14 protein-coding genes and 1 pseudogene are annotated in these 17,374 nt (G+C 74.7%); 5 read left to right on the plus strand and 10 right to left on the minus strand.

Features of this window, described 5'->3' with window-relative positions; genetic code table 11:
* Positions 1-2: 2 nt before the first annotated feature.
* Entirely contained in the window at positions 3-2,555 is a 2,553-nt protein-coding gene (locus tag AB2L28_RS03560; protein WP_370717357.1) for a SpoIIE family protein phosphatase, read from the minus strand.
* A gap of 260 nt (positions 2,556-2,815) precedes the next feature.
* On the opposite strand from AB2L28_RS03560, the gene AB2L28_RS03565 reads away from it, so the two are divergent.
* Positions 2,816-3,286 carry a hypothetical protein gene (locus AB2L28_RS03565; RefSeq protein WP_370717358.1) on the plus strand — a complete coding sequence of 157 codons (471 nt, stop codon included), beginning with the start codon at positions 2,816-2,818 and terminating at the stop codon, positions 3,284-3,286.
* Positions 3,287-3,346: 60 nt separating this feature from the next.
* Here AB2L28_RS03565 and AB2L28_RS03570 read toward each other — a convergent pair whose 3' ends face one another.
* Together AB2L28_RS03570 and AB2L28_RS03575 are read right to left on the minus strand one after the other, a co-directional pair.
* On the minus strand, positions 3,347-3,538 hold the full coding sequence (locus tag AB2L28_RS03570; RefSeq protein WP_370717359.1) for a hypothetical protein: 192 nt from the start codon (positions 3,536-3,538) through the stop codon (positions 3,347-3,349).
* Between the two features lie 334 nt (positions 3,539-3,872).
* Complete coding sequence (locus tag AB2L28_RS03575) at positions 3,873-4,136, minus strand: hypothetical protein (protein ID WP_370717360.1); 264 nt, start codon at positions 4,134-4,136, stop codon at positions 3,873-3,875.
* 96 nt (positions 4,137-4,232) lie between these two features.
* On the opposite strand from AB2L28_RS03575, the gene AB2L28_RS03580 reads away from it, so the two are divergent.
* Positions 4,233-5,219, plus strand: a complete 987-nt coding sequence (locus AB2L28_RS03580) for a glycoside hydrolase family 43 protein (protein WP_370717361.1) — start codon at positions 4,233-4,235, stop codon at positions 5,217-5,219.
* Between the two features lie 6 nt (positions 5,220-5,225).
* Here AB2L28_RS03580 and AB2L28_RS03585 read toward each other — a convergent pair whose 3' ends face one another.
* Complete coding sequence (locus AB2L28_RS03585) at positions 5,226-7,037, minus strand: glycoside hydrolase family 35 protein (RefSeq protein WP_370717362.1); 1,812 nt, start codon at positions 7,035-7,037, stop codon at positions 5,226-5,228.
* 54 nt (positions 7,038-7,091) lie between these two features.
* On the minus strand, positions 7,092-8,147 hold the full coding sequence (locus tag AB2L28_RS03590) for a LacI family DNA-binding transcriptional regulator (RefSeq protein WP_370717363.1): 1,056 nt from the start codon (positions 8,145-8,147) through the stop codon (positions 7,092-7,094).
* A gap of 259 nt (positions 8,148-8,406) precedes the next feature.
* Between AB2L28_RS03590 and AB2L28_RS03595 the strand changes: the two genes are divergently transcribed.
* Genes AB2L28_RS03595 through AB2L28_RS03605 form a run of 3 tightly spaced genes read left to right on the plus strand, consistent with a single transcriptional unit; the run spans position 8,407 to position 11,575 of the window.
* Positions 8,407-9,681, plus strand: coding sequence for an ABC transporter substrate-binding protein (locus AB2L28_RS03595; protein WP_370717364.1), 1,275 nt, complete (start codon positions 8,407-8,409; stop codon positions 9,679-9,681).
* A complete protein-coding gene (locus tag AB2L28_RS03600) occupies positions 9,678-10,691 on the plus strand; it encodes a carbohydrate ABC transporter permease (protein ID WP_370717365.1) in 1,014 nt (337 codons plus the stop codon). The genes AB2L28_RS03595 and AB2L28_RS03600 overlap by 4 nt, the downstream gene beginning before the upstream one ends.
* A complete protein-coding gene (locus AB2L28_RS03605) occupies positions 10,688-11,575 on the plus strand; it encodes a carbohydrate ABC transporter permease (RefSeq protein ID WP_370717366.1) in 888 nt (295 codons plus the stop codon). Before AB2L28_RS03600 ends, AB2L28_RS03605 begins: the two co-directional genes overlap by 4 nt.
* A 20-nt stretch (positions 11,576-11,595) precedes the next feature.
* Here AB2L28_RS03605 and AB2L28_RS03610 read toward each other — a convergent pair.
* From AB2L28_RS03610 to AB2L28_RS03630, 5 genes and pseudogenes are all read right to left on the minus strand, one after another.
* Positions 11,596-12,093, minus strand: a pseudogene (locus AB2L28_RS03610) (GNAT family N-acetyltransferase); the annotation flags it as partial.
* Positions 12,090-13,748: a dipeptide ABC transporter ATP-binding protein gene (locus tag AB2L28_RS03615; RefSeq protein ID WP_370717367.1), complete on the minus strand. Its 1,659-nt coding sequence runs from the start codon at positions 13,746-13,748 to the stop codon at positions 12,090-12,092. The gene AB2L28_RS03615 and the pseudogene AB2L28_RS03610, both read right to left, overlap by 4 nt.
* Positions 13,745-14,590 (minus strand): ABC transporter permease, encoded by an 846-nt coding sequence (locus tag AB2L28_RS03620; protein ID WP_370717842.1) that lies wholly within the window; start codon positions 14,588-14,590, stop codon positions 13,745-13,747. Before AB2L28_RS03620 ends, AB2L28_RS03615 begins: the two co-directional genes overlap by 4 nt.
* A gap of 62 nt (positions 14,591-14,652) precedes the next feature.
* Entirely contained in the window at positions 14,653-15,678 is a 1,026-nt protein-coding gene (locus tag AB2L28_RS03625; protein ID WP_370717368.1) for an ABC transporter permease, read from the minus strand.
* Complete coding sequence (locus tag AB2L28_RS03630) at positions 15,675-17,279, minus strand: ABC transporter substrate-binding protein (protein WP_370717369.1); 1,605 nt, start codon at positions 17,277-17,279, stop codon at positions 15,675-15,677. The genes AB2L28_RS03625 and AB2L28_RS03630 overlap by 4 nt, the downstream gene beginning before the upstream one ends.
* Between the last annotated feature and the right edge of the window lie 95 nt (positions 17,280-17,374).

Here is a 17,374-nt window from a genome sequence, read left to right on the forward strand (position 1 = left end):
GCTCAGCCGCGCCCGTGCAGGCGCAGGGCGAGGACCGCGACGTCGTCGGCGGACCCGGCGGGCAGCGTGCGCGCCAGCAGCCCGTCGACGAGGGCGTCCAGGTCCGTCGGCCCCTCGGCGGCGGTCTCGGCCAGGGCACCCGCGAGCGCCGCGAACCCCTCGTCCAGGGAGGTGCCGCGCCGCTCGACGAGACCGTCGGTGTAGAGCAGGACGGTGCTGCCGGCGGGCAGGTCGGCGACGTGGTCGTGCCGCGCGGCGGCGGGGTCCACGCCGAGGAGCAGGTCGGCGTCGGGGGCGGTGAGGAACTCCACGGCCCCGGCGGGGGTGAGGACCGCGGCGGGCGGGTGCCCGGCGCAGGACCAGCGCAGCCGCGTCGCGCCCCCGGGCCCCTCCTCCAGCCGGGCGACGAGCACGCTGGCCGTCACGTCGGGCTGGGAGGCGACGAGGACGCGGTCGGTGCGGGTCAGGACGTCGGCGGGCCGATCGTCGCCGACGGCCCCCAGGGTCCGCACGACCGTGCGCACCTGCGCCATGGCCGTGGCGGCGCGCGTGTCGTGGCCGACGACGTCGCCGATGACGAGGACCGTGCCGGCGGGCTGCTCGAACGCGTCGTACCAGTCGCCCCCGACCTGCGCCGTCCGCGTCGAGGGCACGTAGCGGACGACGAGGTCGGTGCGCGCCGGGGCGGGCGGGTCGGTGAGCAGCGAGCGCTGCAGCTCCTCGGCGAAGCGGCGCTGGTGCCGGTGCAGGCGCGCGGAGTCCAGGGCGAGCCCGGCCCGCCCCGCGAGCTCGACGACGGTGGCGACGTCCTCGGCGTCCAGGGGCGGGCGGTCCGCGTCCTGGAAGAGGGTCAGCAGGCCGACCGTGCGCCCGCGGCCGGGCAGCGGCAGGACGAGGCCGGAGGAGGGGGCGAGCTCGGCCAGGACCGCGCGGGCGACGCCGTCGGGGTCCAGGACGGCGGAGACGGCCGCGGTCGCGTCGGGCACCTGCAGGGGGCGCCCCTCGCGCAGGGCCCGCCAGAGGGGGGCGTGCTCGGTGAGGTCGGAGAGGCGGTGCTCGACGTACCGGGCGAGGAGCGGGACCCGGGCGGGGTCGCGGTGCCGGCTCCCGACGTCGCGCAGGCCGCGCCGCAGGTCGAAGGGGTGGGGGACGGTGCGGACGGGGGTGTCCACGGCCCTGTCGTCCTCGACGAGCGTGACGACGCACCAGTCCCCCAGGGCGGGGACGAGCAGCTCGGCCAGCCGCTGGGCGGCCACGTCGGGGTCGTCGGTCCCGGTGGCGACGGCCGTGACCTCGGCGAGCAGGGACGCCCGGGTGCTCGCGCGCTCGGCCGCGCGCGCCGGTTCGTGGCGGTCGGTGCCGTCCACGAGGTACACGGCCAGGCCCTCGCCGCCGGGGACGACCCGCACCTCCACCCGGCGCCCGGTCCCGGGCGCCGTGACCTCGGTGACGGCCTCGCCGGCGTGCAGGGCCCGACGCACCAGGTCGGTGAGGGCGGCCGCGCCCCCGTCCCCGTCGCCGCCCCCGTCGCCGTCGCTGAAGAGGTCGACGACGCTGCGCCCCAGCAGGTCGGCGCGGGCGGTCCCGGTGAGCCGTTCGGCGGCCGCGTTCGCGTGGACCACCCGCCGGCTGCCGTCCGTGACGACGCACCCGACGGCCACGCCGTCCAGCGCGCCCGCGATGCGCTCGGCGGCGCGGCGGTGGGCGGTGACGTCGAGGACGCTGCCGGTGGCGAGCGCCACGGCGACGTCGGTGCGCGCAGCGGCCCGGTCCCCGGGGTGGATGCGGTCGAGGGCGACGTCCACCTCGTGGTCCAGCTCCTCGCGGCGCAGGCCGAACAGGGCCGGCGCCTGCTCGTCGCCGTCGACGCGGCCGGTGGCCACCTCGAGGTCGCGGGTGCCGACCCCGGCGGACCGCACGGCCGTCTGGACGAGGGAGACCTCCGGGGAGACCTCGCCGGCGACGGCGAGCTCCAGCCCGGCGGCCGCGGCCCCGGCCAGGTGCTGCAGCAGCGAGGCGTCCCCGGGCGCCCAGTCCCGGGCACCGGGGTCGAAGACGCAGAAGGCCCCGACGACGCACCCGTCCCGCGTGGCCAGGGGGACGCCGAGGTAGGAGCCGACCTCACCGGCGCGGACGGCCGGCAGCTCAGTGACGCGCAGGTCGACGTGGGTGTCGGGGATGACGAGCGGGCGACCGGCGGCGGCCGTCTGGGAGCAGACGGTCCGGGCGAGCTCCTCACCGGGGCGGTCCCGCGCGGGGGCGGGCTGGGGCCCGTGGGCCCCGACGACCAGGGGGCCGTCGGCGAGCAGGGAGATGCGCCCGGAGGCCACCCCGAGCAGTCGCGCCGCGACGGTGGCGAGGCCGTCGAGGTCGGGACGGGCGGTCGCCGTCTGCAACCGGCGGGCGGCGGCCGTGCGGGCGGTGTCGGCCGTGAGCTGCTCGGCGGCGCGGTGCCCGTCGGCGCGGACCGCGGGCGCGGGCCGTCCGGGTTGCGGCAGGGGTGGACCGTGGGTGCGGGCGGGGACGGGGGCACGGCCGGCGGCGGTGTCGTCCACGGGCCCCCCTCGGTCGGGCGCTCACCGGGTCGGGACCGCCTGCTGCGGAGGACGGTCCCCCGTGATCCCATTCTGTTCTAGAAGATGACGCTCTGTCGCGCTCTTTCGTGATCTCGTGATCGATCCGGTGGTTCGACCGGGGCACGGGACGTCACGGGGAGGCGAGGACGGGTGACGGCCTGCGACACTCGTCCCGGGACCCGAGCGCGCACGAGACCGCTCGGGCACGGCGGTCACAGCGAGGGGAGGTGGGCGACCCGGTGGTCCGACGACGGCCCGGTGACGGCGCCGACCTGCTCGCCGAGGCGACCTCGGTCCTGCGCCGCCACACCCCCGACGGCTGGTCGGCCGTCCGCGGTGACCTGCTCGACCTCGCCCGCCGCGCCCACCGCGCCTCGGCCCCCGTGCGCGGCCGGCACGAGCACGGCGACTTCCTCGTGGCCACCGACGTCCTCGTGGGCGCGCTGCGCCGGTCCGTGGGCTCGGTCCCCGACGTGGCCGTCACCGCGGTGCACTGCGCGAGCGGGCGGGACGCGGCGCTGACGGGCGTGACCGTCGAGATCACCGCCCTGTTCGGCACGCACCTGCCGACGGCGGGCGAGGCGGCCCGCGCGGTGGTCCGCGCCACCCTCGTGGAGGTCCTCGGCGAGCTCAGCCCCCCGGCGGAGCAGGTCCTCGTGCACGTGCACGTGCACGTGGGCGACGTGGTCGCACGGCGCACCGACCTCTGACACCGACCCCGCACGGTGGGCTCACGCCGCGGGCTCGGACGGTGGGCTCGGACGGTGGGCTCAGCCCCCGCCCTCCGGGGGGTCCGGCACCGCGCGCGGGGTGGGGCGCCCCGTCGGCGGACGGGGGACGAGGGGCAGGCGGCGCGGCTGGAAGCCCCGCGCCCGCCGACGCACCCACGCCGCGTGCCGCGCCGCGAGGAGCGCGGCCCGGCGCGCCGCGCGGTCGTCGTCGGGGGTCCGCAGCGCGCTCACGCGCCTCCCCCTCGACGGCACCGCACCGGTCCTGTCCGCACCACCACTGCCCTCGTCCCTCCCGGACGGTCGACCTCCTGGCCCGGGACCCGCGAGAGCTGGACCGGTGCACCGGTGCACACCGTCCCGTCTCGCGCGGCGGAGCGCACCCGGAACCGGCCGGATGTCCCCCGGACGGAGGACCGCGGGGCCTGCGGACGGTCCGTCCCCGCCCGCTGGCCGCGCACCTCCGCACCGCCGGCCCGGCCCGCACCGCACCGGACCGGTGGTCGGGTTCTCCTCGTGCGGGTCCTCGTCCACCGCCTCGCGGCCGGCGTCGCGCTGCGAGCCCTGGTCAGGCGGCGGCCCACCCCGCCTGCCACACCCGGGCCGCGGTGAGGAACTCGCTGAGCGCCGGGGGCTGGGCGTGGACGCGGTAGGTGTGCCCGTGCAGCCGCAGCGCCACGGCGACGTCGGCGACCTCGACGCCGAAGGAACGCAGGTCGTCGGTCAGTTGACCCGGCAGGAGGTCCCCGGGCCCGAGGGTCACGAGCTCCTCGCGGACCGCGGGGCTGACCTGGCGCCACCACGACGCGATGGCTCGACTCTGTTGCTGCACACCACAGGTGTCGTGCCGTCCGGCGCGCACCTCGACCCCGCCTCACCCGCACGGCGGCAGCGGACCACCCGCTCGGCTCCCGGCTAGGGTCGGGCGGTGGCCGACGACGACCTGCAGGTGCCCCTGGACGCCCTGCCCGTGCACGACCCCTTCGTCCTGCCCGTCGCCCACGACGGCACCTACCGCCTGTACCAGGGTGTCGCGGGCGACCCGGCGGGTGTGGAGGTGCGGCACAGCCGCGACCTGCGGACCTGGTCGGCGCCGCGCCGCGTCTTCTCCGTCCCCGACGGCTGCTGGGCCGACCCGTCGTGCTCACCGTGGGCGCCGGAGGTGCACGCGTGGGGCGGCCGGTACCACCTGCTGACGACGCTGCACCAGCCCGCCGCCGGGCTGCCCCCCGCCCGTCAGGGCGGGACGACGTTCCTGCTGCGCTCCGACGAGTCGCGGTGGCGGCTGGACCCGGCGGCGCGAGGCACCGTCGTGGCGGTCGCGGACGACCCCGACGGCCCGTTCACCCTGGTCGACCCCACCGGCCCCGTCCCGCCCGCGGAGTTCATGACGCTCGACGGGACCCTGGCCCTCGACCGGGACGGGCGGCCGTGGCTGGTCTACGCCCACGAGTGGGTGCAACTGCTCGACGGCACGGTGGAGGCCGTGCCGCTGCGGCCGGACCTGTCCGCCGCGGCCGGCGACCCCGTCCACCTGTTCCGCGGGTCCGAGGCCTCCTGGCAGGCCGACCGAACCCCGCGAGCCACCGCCCTCGCCCCGTACGTCACCGACGGCCCGCAGCTGCGGCGGTTGCCCGGCGGGGCGCTGGCCTGCCTGTGGTCCTCCTACCGCGGAGGGGGGACCGAGTACGTCCAGACGTGGGCGCTGTCGCGCTCGGGGGACCTGACGGGCCCGTGGGAGCAGCGCGAGGTCCTCGTCGGCGGCGGCGCCGGGCACGGGATGCTCTTCGAGACCTTCGAGGGCCGCACGGCGCTCGTGCTGCACCGCGGGATGGGGACCCCGACGGTGCGGGCGGAGTTCCACGAGGTCGACGTCTCCCCCGACTCCCTCGCCGTCCGCCCCTGGCGGTGGTGAGTCCCCTCACGCCTCCGTGTGACCGAGCACCAGGTCCGGCAGGGTCGCGACGACGGCGTCCGGGGCCCCGTCGAGCTCCAGCACCGTGACCACGTTCCGGCCCGCCCGGACCACCGGGGCGGGCACGTAGAGGCTGCGCTGCGGGCCGTGGCGCCAGTACCGGCCCAGGGCGAACCCGTTGAACCACGCGACCCCGCGGCCCCACGCGGCGGTGTCCAGGAACAGGTCCGTCACGTCGGGCACCTGCAGTTCCGCCGCGGCCAGCACCGGCCCGACGAGCCGTTCGAGCGGTTCGGTCCCGGGGGCGACCAGCTCGGGCAGCACCTCGTGGTCGACGGCGCGCACGACGGCGTCGCGCAGGGGTTCCCCCGCGACGAGCAGCGGCCCCACGAGCCCCTTCGTCTCCCCGAGGCGTTCGCCGTAGTTCACGCGCCCGGCGTCCTCGACGAGCAGGTCGACCCGGGCCCCCTGGCGGTGCGGGGGCAGGACGAGCGCGCGGTCGTGGTGCTCGCGGAACAACGTGCCGAGCCGGACCCCGTCGAGGTGGACCGTCACCCGGTCGCGGACCTCCCCGACCTCGAGCAGCGTCGGACCCGCCGCCCCGCAGGAGGTCCCGCTGATCCACGCGATGCGGACGGTCGCACCCGAGGGGATCTCGAGGTCGTCGAGGACGGGGGGTTCGGTCCCCGTCCAGGACTGCTCGGGACCGGGCGGCAGCGAGGCCAGCGGCCGGGCGGCGGAGAACCGCGACCCGAGTTCGGGGGCGGGCACGCGCACCCCGTCGTCCGCGGCCGGCGGGAGGACGGGAACGTGCCGGGACAGCACCTCGCGGAACGCGTGGTACTTCGCGGTGGGCCGGCCGGCCTCGTCGAGCAGGGCGTCGTAGTCGTAGGAGGTGATCGTGGGCTGGTAGGTGCCCTTGTCGTTCGCCCCGTTGGTGAACCCGAAGTTCGTACCGCCGTGGAACATGTAGACGTTCACCCCGGCCCCGCGGGACAGCATGGCCTCGAGCTCGGCGGCGGCGTCGGCCACGGGTGTCGTCCCGTGGTGCGAACCCCAGTGGTCGAACCACCCGATCCAGAACTCCGAGCACACCAGCGGACCCTCCGGCTGGTGCCGCCGCAGGGTTTCCAACCGGTCGGCCGCCCGGCCCCCGAACGAGCCCGTGGTGAGCAGGTCGGGCAGGGTCCCGGCCGCCAGCATCTCGTCGGTGGGCTGGTCGACGGTGGTGAGCGGCACCGTGATGCCCGCCGCGCGGGTCAGGTCGACGAGGTGGCGCAGGTGGTCGGCGCGCGCCGCCGCGTCCGTGCCCGTGGGGTAGGCGCCGTACTCGTTCTCCACCTGGACGAGCACGACGGGTCCGCCGCGGTCGGCCTGCCGAGGGCGCACCACGTCGTAGACGGCGGTGAGGAAGTCGTCGACGGCCTCCAGGTAGCGGGGGTCGTCGGTGCGGACCCGGGCACCGGACCTCGTGAGCCAGACGGGCAGGCCCCCGTTGTCCCACTCGGCGCAGATGTACGGGCCGGGCCGGACGACGGCGTCCAGGCCCGCGGCGGCGACCGCGTCGAGGAACCCCCCCAGGTCGCAGGCGCCGTCGGTGCGGAACTCCCCGCGGCGCGGGGAGTGCAGGTTCCAGGGCACGTACGTCTCGACGGTGTTCAGGCCCATCGCCGCGGCCTTGGCGAGCCGGTCGGCCCACTGCAGCGGGTGCACGCGGAAGTAGTGGAGGGCACCGGACAGCAGCAGGTGCGGCCGGCCGTCGCGGAGGAAGCCGTCGGGTCCCACCTCGAGCGGGTGGGTGGCGGGAGCGAGGATCACGGAGGGGACGCTACCCCCTCATATGTTCGCGCCAACACGGCTCGCATCGTCCGATCAGGTCCGCGGCGGTGCGGTGGAGGCCCGGACGACGAGCTGCACGGGCACCCGGTGAGTCCGCGCCGGGACGGGTCCGCTGTGCTGGATCTGGTCGAGCAGCAGCGACACGCACAGCTCCCCGACCCCCTCGAAGTCCTGCCGCACGGTGGTCAGCGGGGGCCAGTAGTCCCCCGCCTCGGCGATGTCGTCGAAGCCCACCACGGACACGTCTCCCGGCACGTCGGCCCCGGCCTCGTGGAAGGCCCGCAGCACCCCGAGGGCCATCTGGTCGTTGGCGCTGAAGACGGCGCTCACCTCACCCGGCGGACGTTGGGCCAGGACCCGTCCGATCCGGTACCCCGAGGCCGACGTCCAGTCCCCCACGTGCGCCGGGGGCGCGGGACGGCCGTGCGCGAGCAGGGTCGACTCCCACGAGCGCTGCCGCTCCCGGGCGGCCCGGGAGGTGCGGGGGCCGCCCACGTGGTGCACGGTCCGGTGCCCGAGCCGCAGCAGGTGCTCCACGGCCAGCGCGGCCCCGGCGGCCTGATCGGTGTCGACGTTCGGGTACCGTTGCGAGGCAACAGCATCCGTGACCACAAGGGGGACAGAGGGCGGGACGGAGAACACCGGTGAATCCAGCACCTCGGCCTCGATGATGATGAGCCCGTCGACGTCCTGGCCCGCGAGGTGGGCGATCCCGGCGTCCACACCCGTCGTGGTCGCCTCCCGCAGGCTGAGCAGGCTGATCGAGTAGCCCGCACGGGAGGCCGCGGTGGAGATCCCCGACAGGGAGCGGACGTCGCCGAGCCGCGAGACGGAGAACGTGAGGACCCCCAGGGCGCGCGATCGGCCGGTGGCCAGCGCACGGGCCGCCGCGTTCGGTCGGTAGCCCACCGCCCGCAGAGCCTCCAGGACGCGTTCGCGCGTCGCGGCGACGACGTTGCCGTGCCCGTTGACCACGCGCGAGACGGTCTGGGAGGACACCCCCGCGACCTTGGCCACGTCGGCCAGCGACGGGTTCCGCCGCGCGGTCGGCGTCGTCCGCAGCGCCTCGCCGGTCACTTCACCGGGCATGCCGGCCCCTTCCTCGACAGCCCCGTCGGTCCGGTGCGGACCCGCCCGCACCAGGGCGCACCGCGGGGCGCACCACGGGCCGGGGGCCCCGGCAGCCTAACGGTTCGGCGGCGGTTGTCACCGGGGGTTGACGCCATCTCTGTTTGCGCTAACATCGGCACCAGAGGTTCCGGCGTCGTCGCCGGTACCGACGAGGGCGGTCACCGCTGACCGTCCCGCCCTGCGCGCCGCTCGGCGCGCCGTCCCGAAGGAGCACGACATGGCGCCCACCTCCTCCCGGTTCTCCCGCCGGGCCCTGCTCACCGGCCTCGGTGCCGGAGCCACGACCCTCGCCCTCAGCGCCTGCGGCAGCAACGACGGCGGCACCGGGGGCGGCGGGAACGGCGGCACGTCGCTGTCGCAGTGGTACCACCAGTACGGCGAGGACGGCGTCCAGCAGGCGGTGACCGACTGGGCGAAGAACTACGGGGCTGCGGACGTCAGGGTCGAGTGGACCCTCGGTGACTACGCCTCCAAGCTGTCCTCGCGCCTGTTGTCCGGCAGTGGTGTCGACGTGTTCGAGAACAACGGCATCGACCCGGCGTCGGCGCGCAAGGGGCTCTACGCCGACATGAGCGACGTCATGGACCCGATCAAGGACCAGTACAGCGAGGTCGCCCTCAAGCCGGTGACCATCGACGGCAAGATCTGGGGCATTCCCATGATCACCGACCCCCAGCTCCTGTGGTACCGGCCGAGCATGCTGGAGGAGGCCGGGGTCGCCGTGCCGACGACCTTCGACGAGCTCATGCAGGCCGGGATCGAGCTCACCGGCGGGAACCGGAAGGGGTTCTTCGTCGGCAACGACGGCGGGGCCGGGGTCTTCTCCCAGGCGATCGCCGTGGCCGCCGGCCCCGAGCTCCTCAACGACGACAACACCCAGGTGACCTTCGACACCCCCGACGTGGTGATGGGCCTGACGGCCCTGCAGAAGGCCTACGGGGCGGGTGCCATGCTCACGGGTGCCCCCACCGACTTCTGGGACCCGACGACGTTCAACGCCGGTCTCGCGGCGATCACCTGGCAGGGCATGTGGGCTCTGCCGGCCATGAAGAAAGCTCTGGGGGACGACCTGGGCGTCATGGCCGTCCCACCGGTCGGCGGGTCGGGCAAGCAGGCCGTCCTGGTCTCGCAGTGGAACGAGCAGGTCGCGGCCAAGGCCTCGGACGTGGAGGCCGCCAAGGCGATGGCCAAGGCGCAGTGGGTCGACGACGCGGAGTTCCAGAAGACGTTCGCCGTCGGCTTCGGCTTCCACGTCCCGCCGAAGACGGCCACCGCGGAGGCGACCACGGAACTGCAGGACGGTCTGGCCAAGCAGGTCGTCGACCTCACGAACCAGTGGGGCTACACGGCCGGGCCGTACTGGGCCCCCGCGATGGGAACAGCGCTCACCGACGCCGCGACCCGCATGCTCACCAACGGCGCCGACGTGGCGAGCGAGCTGGCGGCCGCGCAGAAGACCTGCCAGCAGACCCTCGACTCGCTCGCGTCGTGAGCAGCAGCACCGCGTCCGCGCCGGGACGGGGCGGCACATCGCCGGCCCCGTCCAGCACCCCCGCGTCCGCCACCGCGCCCCGGGCGGCGACCGTCAAGGGCAGCCGGCTGGCCTTCTGGGTGTTCGTCACCCCCTTCCTGGTCGGCCTCGTCCTGTTCACCGTGGTCCCGATCGTGTGGAGCACGGGCCTGAGCTTCTTCGAGGCGCGCGGGACCCTGACACCGACACGGTTCGTCGGGCTGGGGAACTACACCCACTTCCTCACCGACGACGCGTTCACGAACAGCCTCGGGACGTTCTTCGTCTACGCCCTGTTCATCGTCCCGGTGACGATGGCCGTCTCCCTCGGTCTCGCCGTCCTCGTGAACGGGCTGCCCCGGTTCCAGGCCTTCTACCGATCGGCGTTGTTCCTGCCGGTGGCGTGCTCCTACGTCGTCGGGTCACTGGTCTGGAAGCTCGCCCTCTTCTCCGGCCTGCCCTCGGGGGTGGCGAACAGCGCCCTCGGCGTGTTCGGCATCCCCCCGGTGTCCTGGCTCGGCAGCTCTCCCTACTGGTGGATCGTGCTCATCAGCGTCCGCCTGTGGTTGCAGGTCGGGTTCTACGTGGTCCTGTTCCTGGCCGGGCTGCAGCGCATCCCACCGGTCCTGTACGAGGCGGCGATGTTGGACGGCATCTCCGCCGGGTTCCGCCGGTTCCGGTACATCACGTGGCCCCAGCTGCGGCCCACCGTCGCAGCGGTCCTGCTGCTCCTGCTCGTCGCCGCCTTCCAGGCCTTCGACGAGTTCCTCAACCTCGTGCCGACCAACCCGTCGACGCGTCCGCCGCTGGTCTACCTCTACAACGTGGCTCTGGGCGCCCAGCGCGACTTCGGTCTCGGGTCGGCCGGCGCACTCATCCTCACCACGATCATGGTGGTGGTGGCACTGCTGCAGACCAGGTTCTTCGGGTTCTCCGCCGCGGAGGACCGGAACGGGACGTCCCGCCGGCGTCGGGGAGGGGTGCAGGCGTGAGCACCGCGCAACTGAGCCGCACGGCTCCCCGAGCCGCCGGGACGGGGCGGCGACAGGCCGCCCGCACCGGTGCGAACGCCGCCCGCTACGCCGCCGTCACGCTCGTGGCCCTGCTGTTCCTGCTGCCCTTCTACCTCATGGTGAAGACCGCGGTGTCCCCCACCACCGACATCGCCGGGCAGACCTTCGTCCTGTGGCCCTCGGACCCCGACTGGTCGTCGTTCTCCCGGGTGCTGCAGGACCCGACGTTCCCGCGGGCCCTGCTCAACTCCGCGGTCATGGCGGTCGTGCTGACCGGGGGGCAGATCGCCCTGGCCGCGATGGCCGGCTACGCCATGGCGCGCATCCCGAACCGGGCCGCCAGGCCGCTGTTCTCGGCCACGATCGTGGTCCTGCTGATCCCGGCCGCGACGACGTTCCTGCCGAACTTCCTCATCGTGGCGCGACTGGGCTGGGTGGACTCGTTGCGCGGTCTGATCATCCCGGGACTGTTCAGCGCCTTCAACGTCTTCCTGTTCCGCCAGTTCTTCCTCAACTTCCCCAGGGAGCTCGAAGAAGCCGGGCGCCTGGACGGGTTGGGCTACTTCGGGGTCTTCCGGCGCATCGTCGTCCCGAACACCCTCGCGTTCGCGTCGGCGCTCACGGTCCTGGGGTTCGTCGGTTCCTGGAACGCCTTCCTGTGGCCGCTCGTCGTCGCCGGTGGCGGGTCGGGCGCGGTGACGGTGCAGGTGTACCTGTCCTCGTTCCTCACGGCCCAGACGTTCGACTACTCCGGGTTGTTCGCGGCCGCCCTGCTCTCGCTGGTCCCCGTGCTGCTCGTGTTCCTCGTGCTCCAGCGCTGGCTCGTGCGCGGCGTGGCCGAGACCGGGATGGGCGGCGGCTGAGCCCGCACCCTCCCCGGTCGCAGGTCCTTCGTGAAGGGCAGGGGCCCGATCGTCTCGGAGTCGGTGACCACGTCGAAGAGGGGACGGAACCCCGTCCGCAGGTAGAGCTCGCGGGCCTCCGGCTGCCGCGGACCGGTCGTGAGGAACAACCGCTCGTAGCCCGCCGCGACGGCCCGCCGCTCCAGTTCGGCGAGCACCTGCCGGGCCAGTCCCCGTCGCCGGTGCGCCGGGTGGGTCCAGATGCGCTTGAGTTCAGCCGTGCCCACGTCGTACCGGCGGTAGGCGCCCCCGGCGACGGGGGCGCCGTCCTCCAGCAGCAGCAGGAGGACCCCGCCGGGGTCCGCGAACTGCTCCGCCGGGTGGCGCAGCAGCTCCTCGCGGACCTGGTCGGGCGTCGCGCCGTAGCGGGTCGCGTACTCGCGGGCGAGGTCCTCGAACAGCGGTCGGGCCAGCGGGTCGTCGACCGCCACGGACCGCACGACGAGGCTGCCGGCCCCGGTGGCCCAGCCGGCGCTCACCGGACGTCCTCGAGCGCACGCCGCCCGGGCACCGCGTCGAGGAGTTCAGCCGTGTACGAGTGCTGCGGACGCTCGAACACCTCCTGCACCGGTCCGAACTCCACCAGCTCCCCGTTCCGCACGACCCCCACCTCGTCGCTGATTTGGCGCACCACGGCCAGGTCGTGGGAGATGAAGAGGTAGGCCAGGCCGTGGTCGGACTGGAGCTGCACGAGCAGCTCCAGGATCTGCGCCTGCACCGACACGTCGAGCGCCGAGACCGGTTCGTCGCACACGACGACGTCGGGGTCGAGCGCGAGAGCCCGGGCGATGGCGACGCGCTGGCGCTGCCCCCCGGACAGTTCCGCCGGCCGGCGCTCGGCCAGCTCGGTGGGCAGGCGCACCTGGTCCAGCAGCTCCAGGACCCGCGTCCGGCGCGACCGGCGGTCGCCGACCGCGAAGGCGCGCAACGGTTCCGCGACCGTCTCCCCCACCGGCAGGCGCGGGTCCAGGGACGCGTAGGGGTTCTGGTAGACGAACTGCAACCGGCGACGCAGCGCACGCCAGGCGGAACCGCGCAGCAGACCCGTGTCCTGGCCGTCGAGGAGGACCCGACCCGACGTCGGGCGTTCCAGGCCGAGGACGAGCCGGGCCGTGGTGGTCTTGCCCGATCCCGACTCCCCCACCAGCCCGACCGTGCGGCCCCGGTCGAGGTCGAAGCTGACGTCGGACACGGCCCGGTGCACCCGGCCGCGGCCGGGGAGGGGGAACTCCTTGACCAGCGACCGCACCTGCAGCAGGGGTGTCCCGGCCCGCGGTCCCGGGGTCCGGGCCGGGGCGTCCCCGCCTCCCGCGGGCCGCACGCCCGCCTGCAGCCGGGTGGTCGCGAAGCTGGGCGCAGCCGCCAGGAGGGAGGCCGTGTACGCGTGCCGGGGTCGGGTCAGGACCTGCGGGGTCGTCCCCGTCTCGACGACCTCGCCCTGGGACATCACGACCACGCGCGAGGCCCGGTCCGCCGCGACCGCCAGGTCGTGGGTGATGAACAGGACGGCTGTGCCCGCCTCGCGGGTGAGCTGCGCCAGGTGGTCCAGGACCGTGCGCTGGACGGTGACGTCCAGGGCGCTCGTCGGTTCGTCGGCCACGAGCAACCGGGGGCCGGCGGCGAGCCCCACGGCGATGAGGACGCGCTGGCGCATCCCGCCGGACAGCTGCGTGGGGTACTGCCGTGCGCGCACCGCGGCGTCCGGCAGGCCCGCCGCCGTGAGCAGGTCCACCGCCCGTCGGCGCGCGTCGGCGCCCCGGGCCAGCCCGTGGATCCGCAACACCTCGGCCACCTGGTCCCCGACGCGCGTGACGGGGTTGAGGGACAGCGTCGGGTCCTGCGGGACCAGGCCGATCCGGGCCCCGCGCACGGACCGCCAGGCCCGTTCGCCCAGACCCACGAGTTCCTCGCCCTCGAAGCGCACCGAGCCGGCGTCGACCGCACCACCCGGGGGGAGCAGACCCACCACGGCGTGCGCCGTCGTGCTCTTGCCCGAGCCGGACTCGCCGACGACCGCGACGACCTCCCCGGGGTGCACGTCGAGCGACACCCCGTGCAGGACCTCGCGGCGCCCGCCGCGGCCGGAGTAGGACACCCGCAGGTCCTGGACGCTCAGCAGCGGTTCGGTGCTCACGCCGTTCCCCTCTCCAGCGCCCGGGCGATCCGGTGGGTGGACAGCACGACCGCCACCACCACCAGCCCGGGCAGGGTCGTCAGCCACCAGGCGGTGGCGAGGTAGTCGCGGCCGCCGGAGACCAGTGCCCCCCACTCCGGGGCCGGCGGCGGGGAGCCGAACCCGAGGAAGCTCAACGCCGACACCGACAGCACCGCGACGCCGAACTCCAGCGCCGACAACGCCAGGACGGGTCCGGCGGCGTTGGGCAGCACGTGCCGGAAGAGCACCCCCGTCGTCCGGACCCCGCCGGCGCGGGCGGCCTCGACGTACGGCGAGGCGCTGACCTTCAGCACCTCCGAGCGCATGACGCGGGCGAAGTTCGCGACGGTGCCGATGCCGACCGCGACCGCCACCTGCACGGTGCCGAACCCGAGCGCGGTGATGAGCGCCATCGACAGCAGCAGCGACGGGATGGACAGCAGCACGTCGACGACCCGCATGAGGACGTCGTCCACCATCCCGCGCAGGAACCCGGCGACGAGCCCGACGAGGGTTCCCGCGACCAGACCGATGAGCACGGCGAGCACGGTGGCCTGCAACGTCAACCGGGCTCCGTGCACGACCCGCGCGAACAGGTCTCGGCCGAGGTGGTCGGTGCCGAAGACGTGCGCCGCCGACGGTCCCTGGAGCCGGTCGGCCGGGACGCCCTGCGCCGGGTCCTGACCGGTGACCAGGGAGGGCGCCACCGCCCAGGCGAGGACGAGGAGCAGGACGAACCCCGCCAGCACGAGGTCGGGGTGCCGGAGCCAGGCGGGCAGCGGGCCGCGCGGCGCCCCCGCCGCGCGGTAGCGGGTCCCGATGTCCAGCACGTCGAGCACGTCCTCGGGGTCCCCCCGGTCCAAGGTCCGGGCAGGGGTGCGGCTCACGCGGCACCTCCCACCAGGACGCGTCCGCCACCGCTGCGGGTGCGCCGTCGCGAGGCGCCGGCCCCGACGACGCGCAGACGCGGGTCCACCCAGGGGAGCAGCAGGTCGACGACGAGGTTCGTGACCACGAAGACGGTCGCCGCGAGCAGCACGAGACCCTGCACCAGCGGGATGTCCTGCCCCTTCACCGCGGTCACCGTGAGCCGTCCGACGCCCACCCGCGAGAAGACCGTCTCGACGACCACGGCACCCGCCAGCAGGTTCCCGACGATGATCCCGCCCAGCGTGAGGGTCGGGATCGCGGCGTTGCGCAGCGCGTGCCGCAGGTGCACGCGGGAGCGGGAAGCACCCTTGGCGCGGGCGGTCTCGACGTACGGTTCGGCCAGGGCCGTCCGCAGGCTGCGGGCCAGCACCTGGGCGATGGACGCCGACACCGGGACCGCCAGCGTCACCGCCGGCAGGACGAGGCTCGCGGGGCCCTCGTCGCCCAGGGCCGGGAAGACCGGCAGTCGGAACGAGAACGCCTGGACCAGCAGCAGTCCCACCCAGAACGTGGGCAGCGAGACCCCCAGCGGGGGCAGGGCCTGCAGCGACGTGCGCAGCCAGGACCGGTGGACGGCGGTGGAGGCCAGGGCGATCCCCACCCCGAGGACCAGGGCGAGCAGGAACGACGACGCCGCGAGGACCGACGTCTGCGGCACCGCGCCGCGGATGAGCGTCGTCACGGGGGCACCGTTCTGGATGGAGTTCCCGAGGTCCAGGTGCAGCGTCCGCCACAGCGCGTGCGCGTACTGCACGGGCAGCGGGTCGTCGAGGCCGTGCTCGGCCCGCAGGGCCGCGACCTGCGCGGGGTCGGCCGTCGACTGCTCCCCGCCCTGCCCGCCGGCCAGCATGATCGAGACCGGGTCGCTGGGCAGCAGGTAGAGGATGACGAACGTCACCGTGAACGCGGCCCACAGCACCAGGACGGCCTGGCCGAGCCGGCGGACGACGTACCCCGCGCGACCGCCACCGGCCGTCACGACTGCTTCCAGGCGTCGTGGAACCAGAGCCGGGAGGAGCCCTCGAACTGCAGGCCGTGGACGTCGTCCGACGCCGCGATGACGGTGGAGAGCTCGATGAGGGGGATCGAGTGCGCGTCCTGCACGAGCGAGCGTGAGGCCTGTTCCACCAACCGCGCCCGCTGCGCGGCGTCGGTCGTGGACGCCTGCTCGGCGAGCAGGTCGTCGACCGCACCGCGGGGCCGCTGGTTCACGTTGCGCGTGTCGGTGGAGAAGACGGTGCGCAGGACGTCCGAGTCGGACCGGGTGAGGTTGTAGAACAGGACGTCGTAGTCGCCGGAGTTCTGCTGCGCAGCCGTGTCGGCGGTCGTGCCCTGCTTCAGCTGCAGGTCGAAACCGACCTCACGGACCTGCTGCTGCAGCAGTTCCAGCACGGCCGACGTGGGCTGCCAGAACAAGACGGTGAAGGTGAGCTCGCGTCCGGCCTTCTCGCGGATCCCGTCCGCACCCCTGGTCCAGCCGGCCTCGTCGAGCAGGCGGTCCGCGCCGGCCAGGTCGCGGGCGAGCACCGGGGAGTCGTCGGGGGCGTCGGGGGTGGACGCCGAGAGGGCCGACCGCACGGCCTGGTCCCCCGGGTTGAGGAGGCTCGCCAACTGCTCGCGGTCGACGGCCTTCGACAGCGCCTGCCGGACGCGGACGTCGTCGAACGGTGCCCTCGACTCGTTGGGGAACAGGTTGTACGGGATCCCGGGGTTGGCCCGCCGCTGCGTCCAGAAGCCGTTCCCGTCGAACTGCGGCAGATCCTGGGACGCGATGCCGGTCGTGGCGTCGACCTGGTGCGACTGCAGGGACCCGGTGCGCACGCCGGCCTCGGGGACCACGCGGTAGGTGACCGAGTCGAGGTGGGCCTCGCCCTGGTGCTGCGCCCCGGTCGGTGCCCAGTCGTACCCGCTGCGCCGGTCCAGGACGGTCGTGGCGTCCTTGGTGTAGCTGCCGACGACGAAGGGACCGGAGCCCACGAGCGTCGTCCCTGCGCAACGGGTCGCGGGATCGGCGGTCGTGGTCGGGACGGACAGCAGCCCGAGGCTCATGGTCGAGGTGGCCTGCAGGAACTGCGCACTGGGCCGGGAGAACGTGACGACGGCCGTCTGCGCGTCGGGGGTCTGCGTCCCGGTGTACCCCTGGAGGTACGTGGACCCGAGCGGGGCCTTGGCCCCGAGCGCGACGATCCCGTCGAGGTTCGCCCGGACCGCGGTGGCGTCCACCGGCGACCCGTCGGAGAACGTCGCCCCCTGCCGCAGGTGGAACGTGAACGTCGTCGCGTCCGGGCTGACCTCGAAGCGCTGCGCGAGCCACGGCTGGATCCGCCCGTCGAGGTCCTGGACGGTGAGGGAGTCCACGAGCTGGCGGCCGATGTTCAGCGCGTCGTTGTTCCCGACCTGCTGCGGGTCGATGCACCCGGAGTCGACGGAGATGGCGAACGTGAGGTTCCCTCCGCGGACGGGGGCGGCGCCGGCGTCGTCGGCGCTGCTGCGGCTCCCGCTGCACGCGGTGAGCACGCCGAGCAGCGGGACGAGGGCGGCGGCGGACAGGACGGTGGGCAGGGAGGTGCGGCGGCGCAAGGGTTCTCCTGGGAAGGGGTGGGGCGCACCGACGGGACGGCGGCGCGCGGAGCCGGGTCGGAGCCGGCGGGAGGACGGTCAGCGACAGCTGGTCG

This window comes from Kineococcus mangrovi (assembly GCF_041320705.1).
Lineage (GTDB): Bacteria > Actinomycetota > Actinomycetes > Actinomycetales > Kineococcaceae > Kineococcus > Kineococcus mangrovi.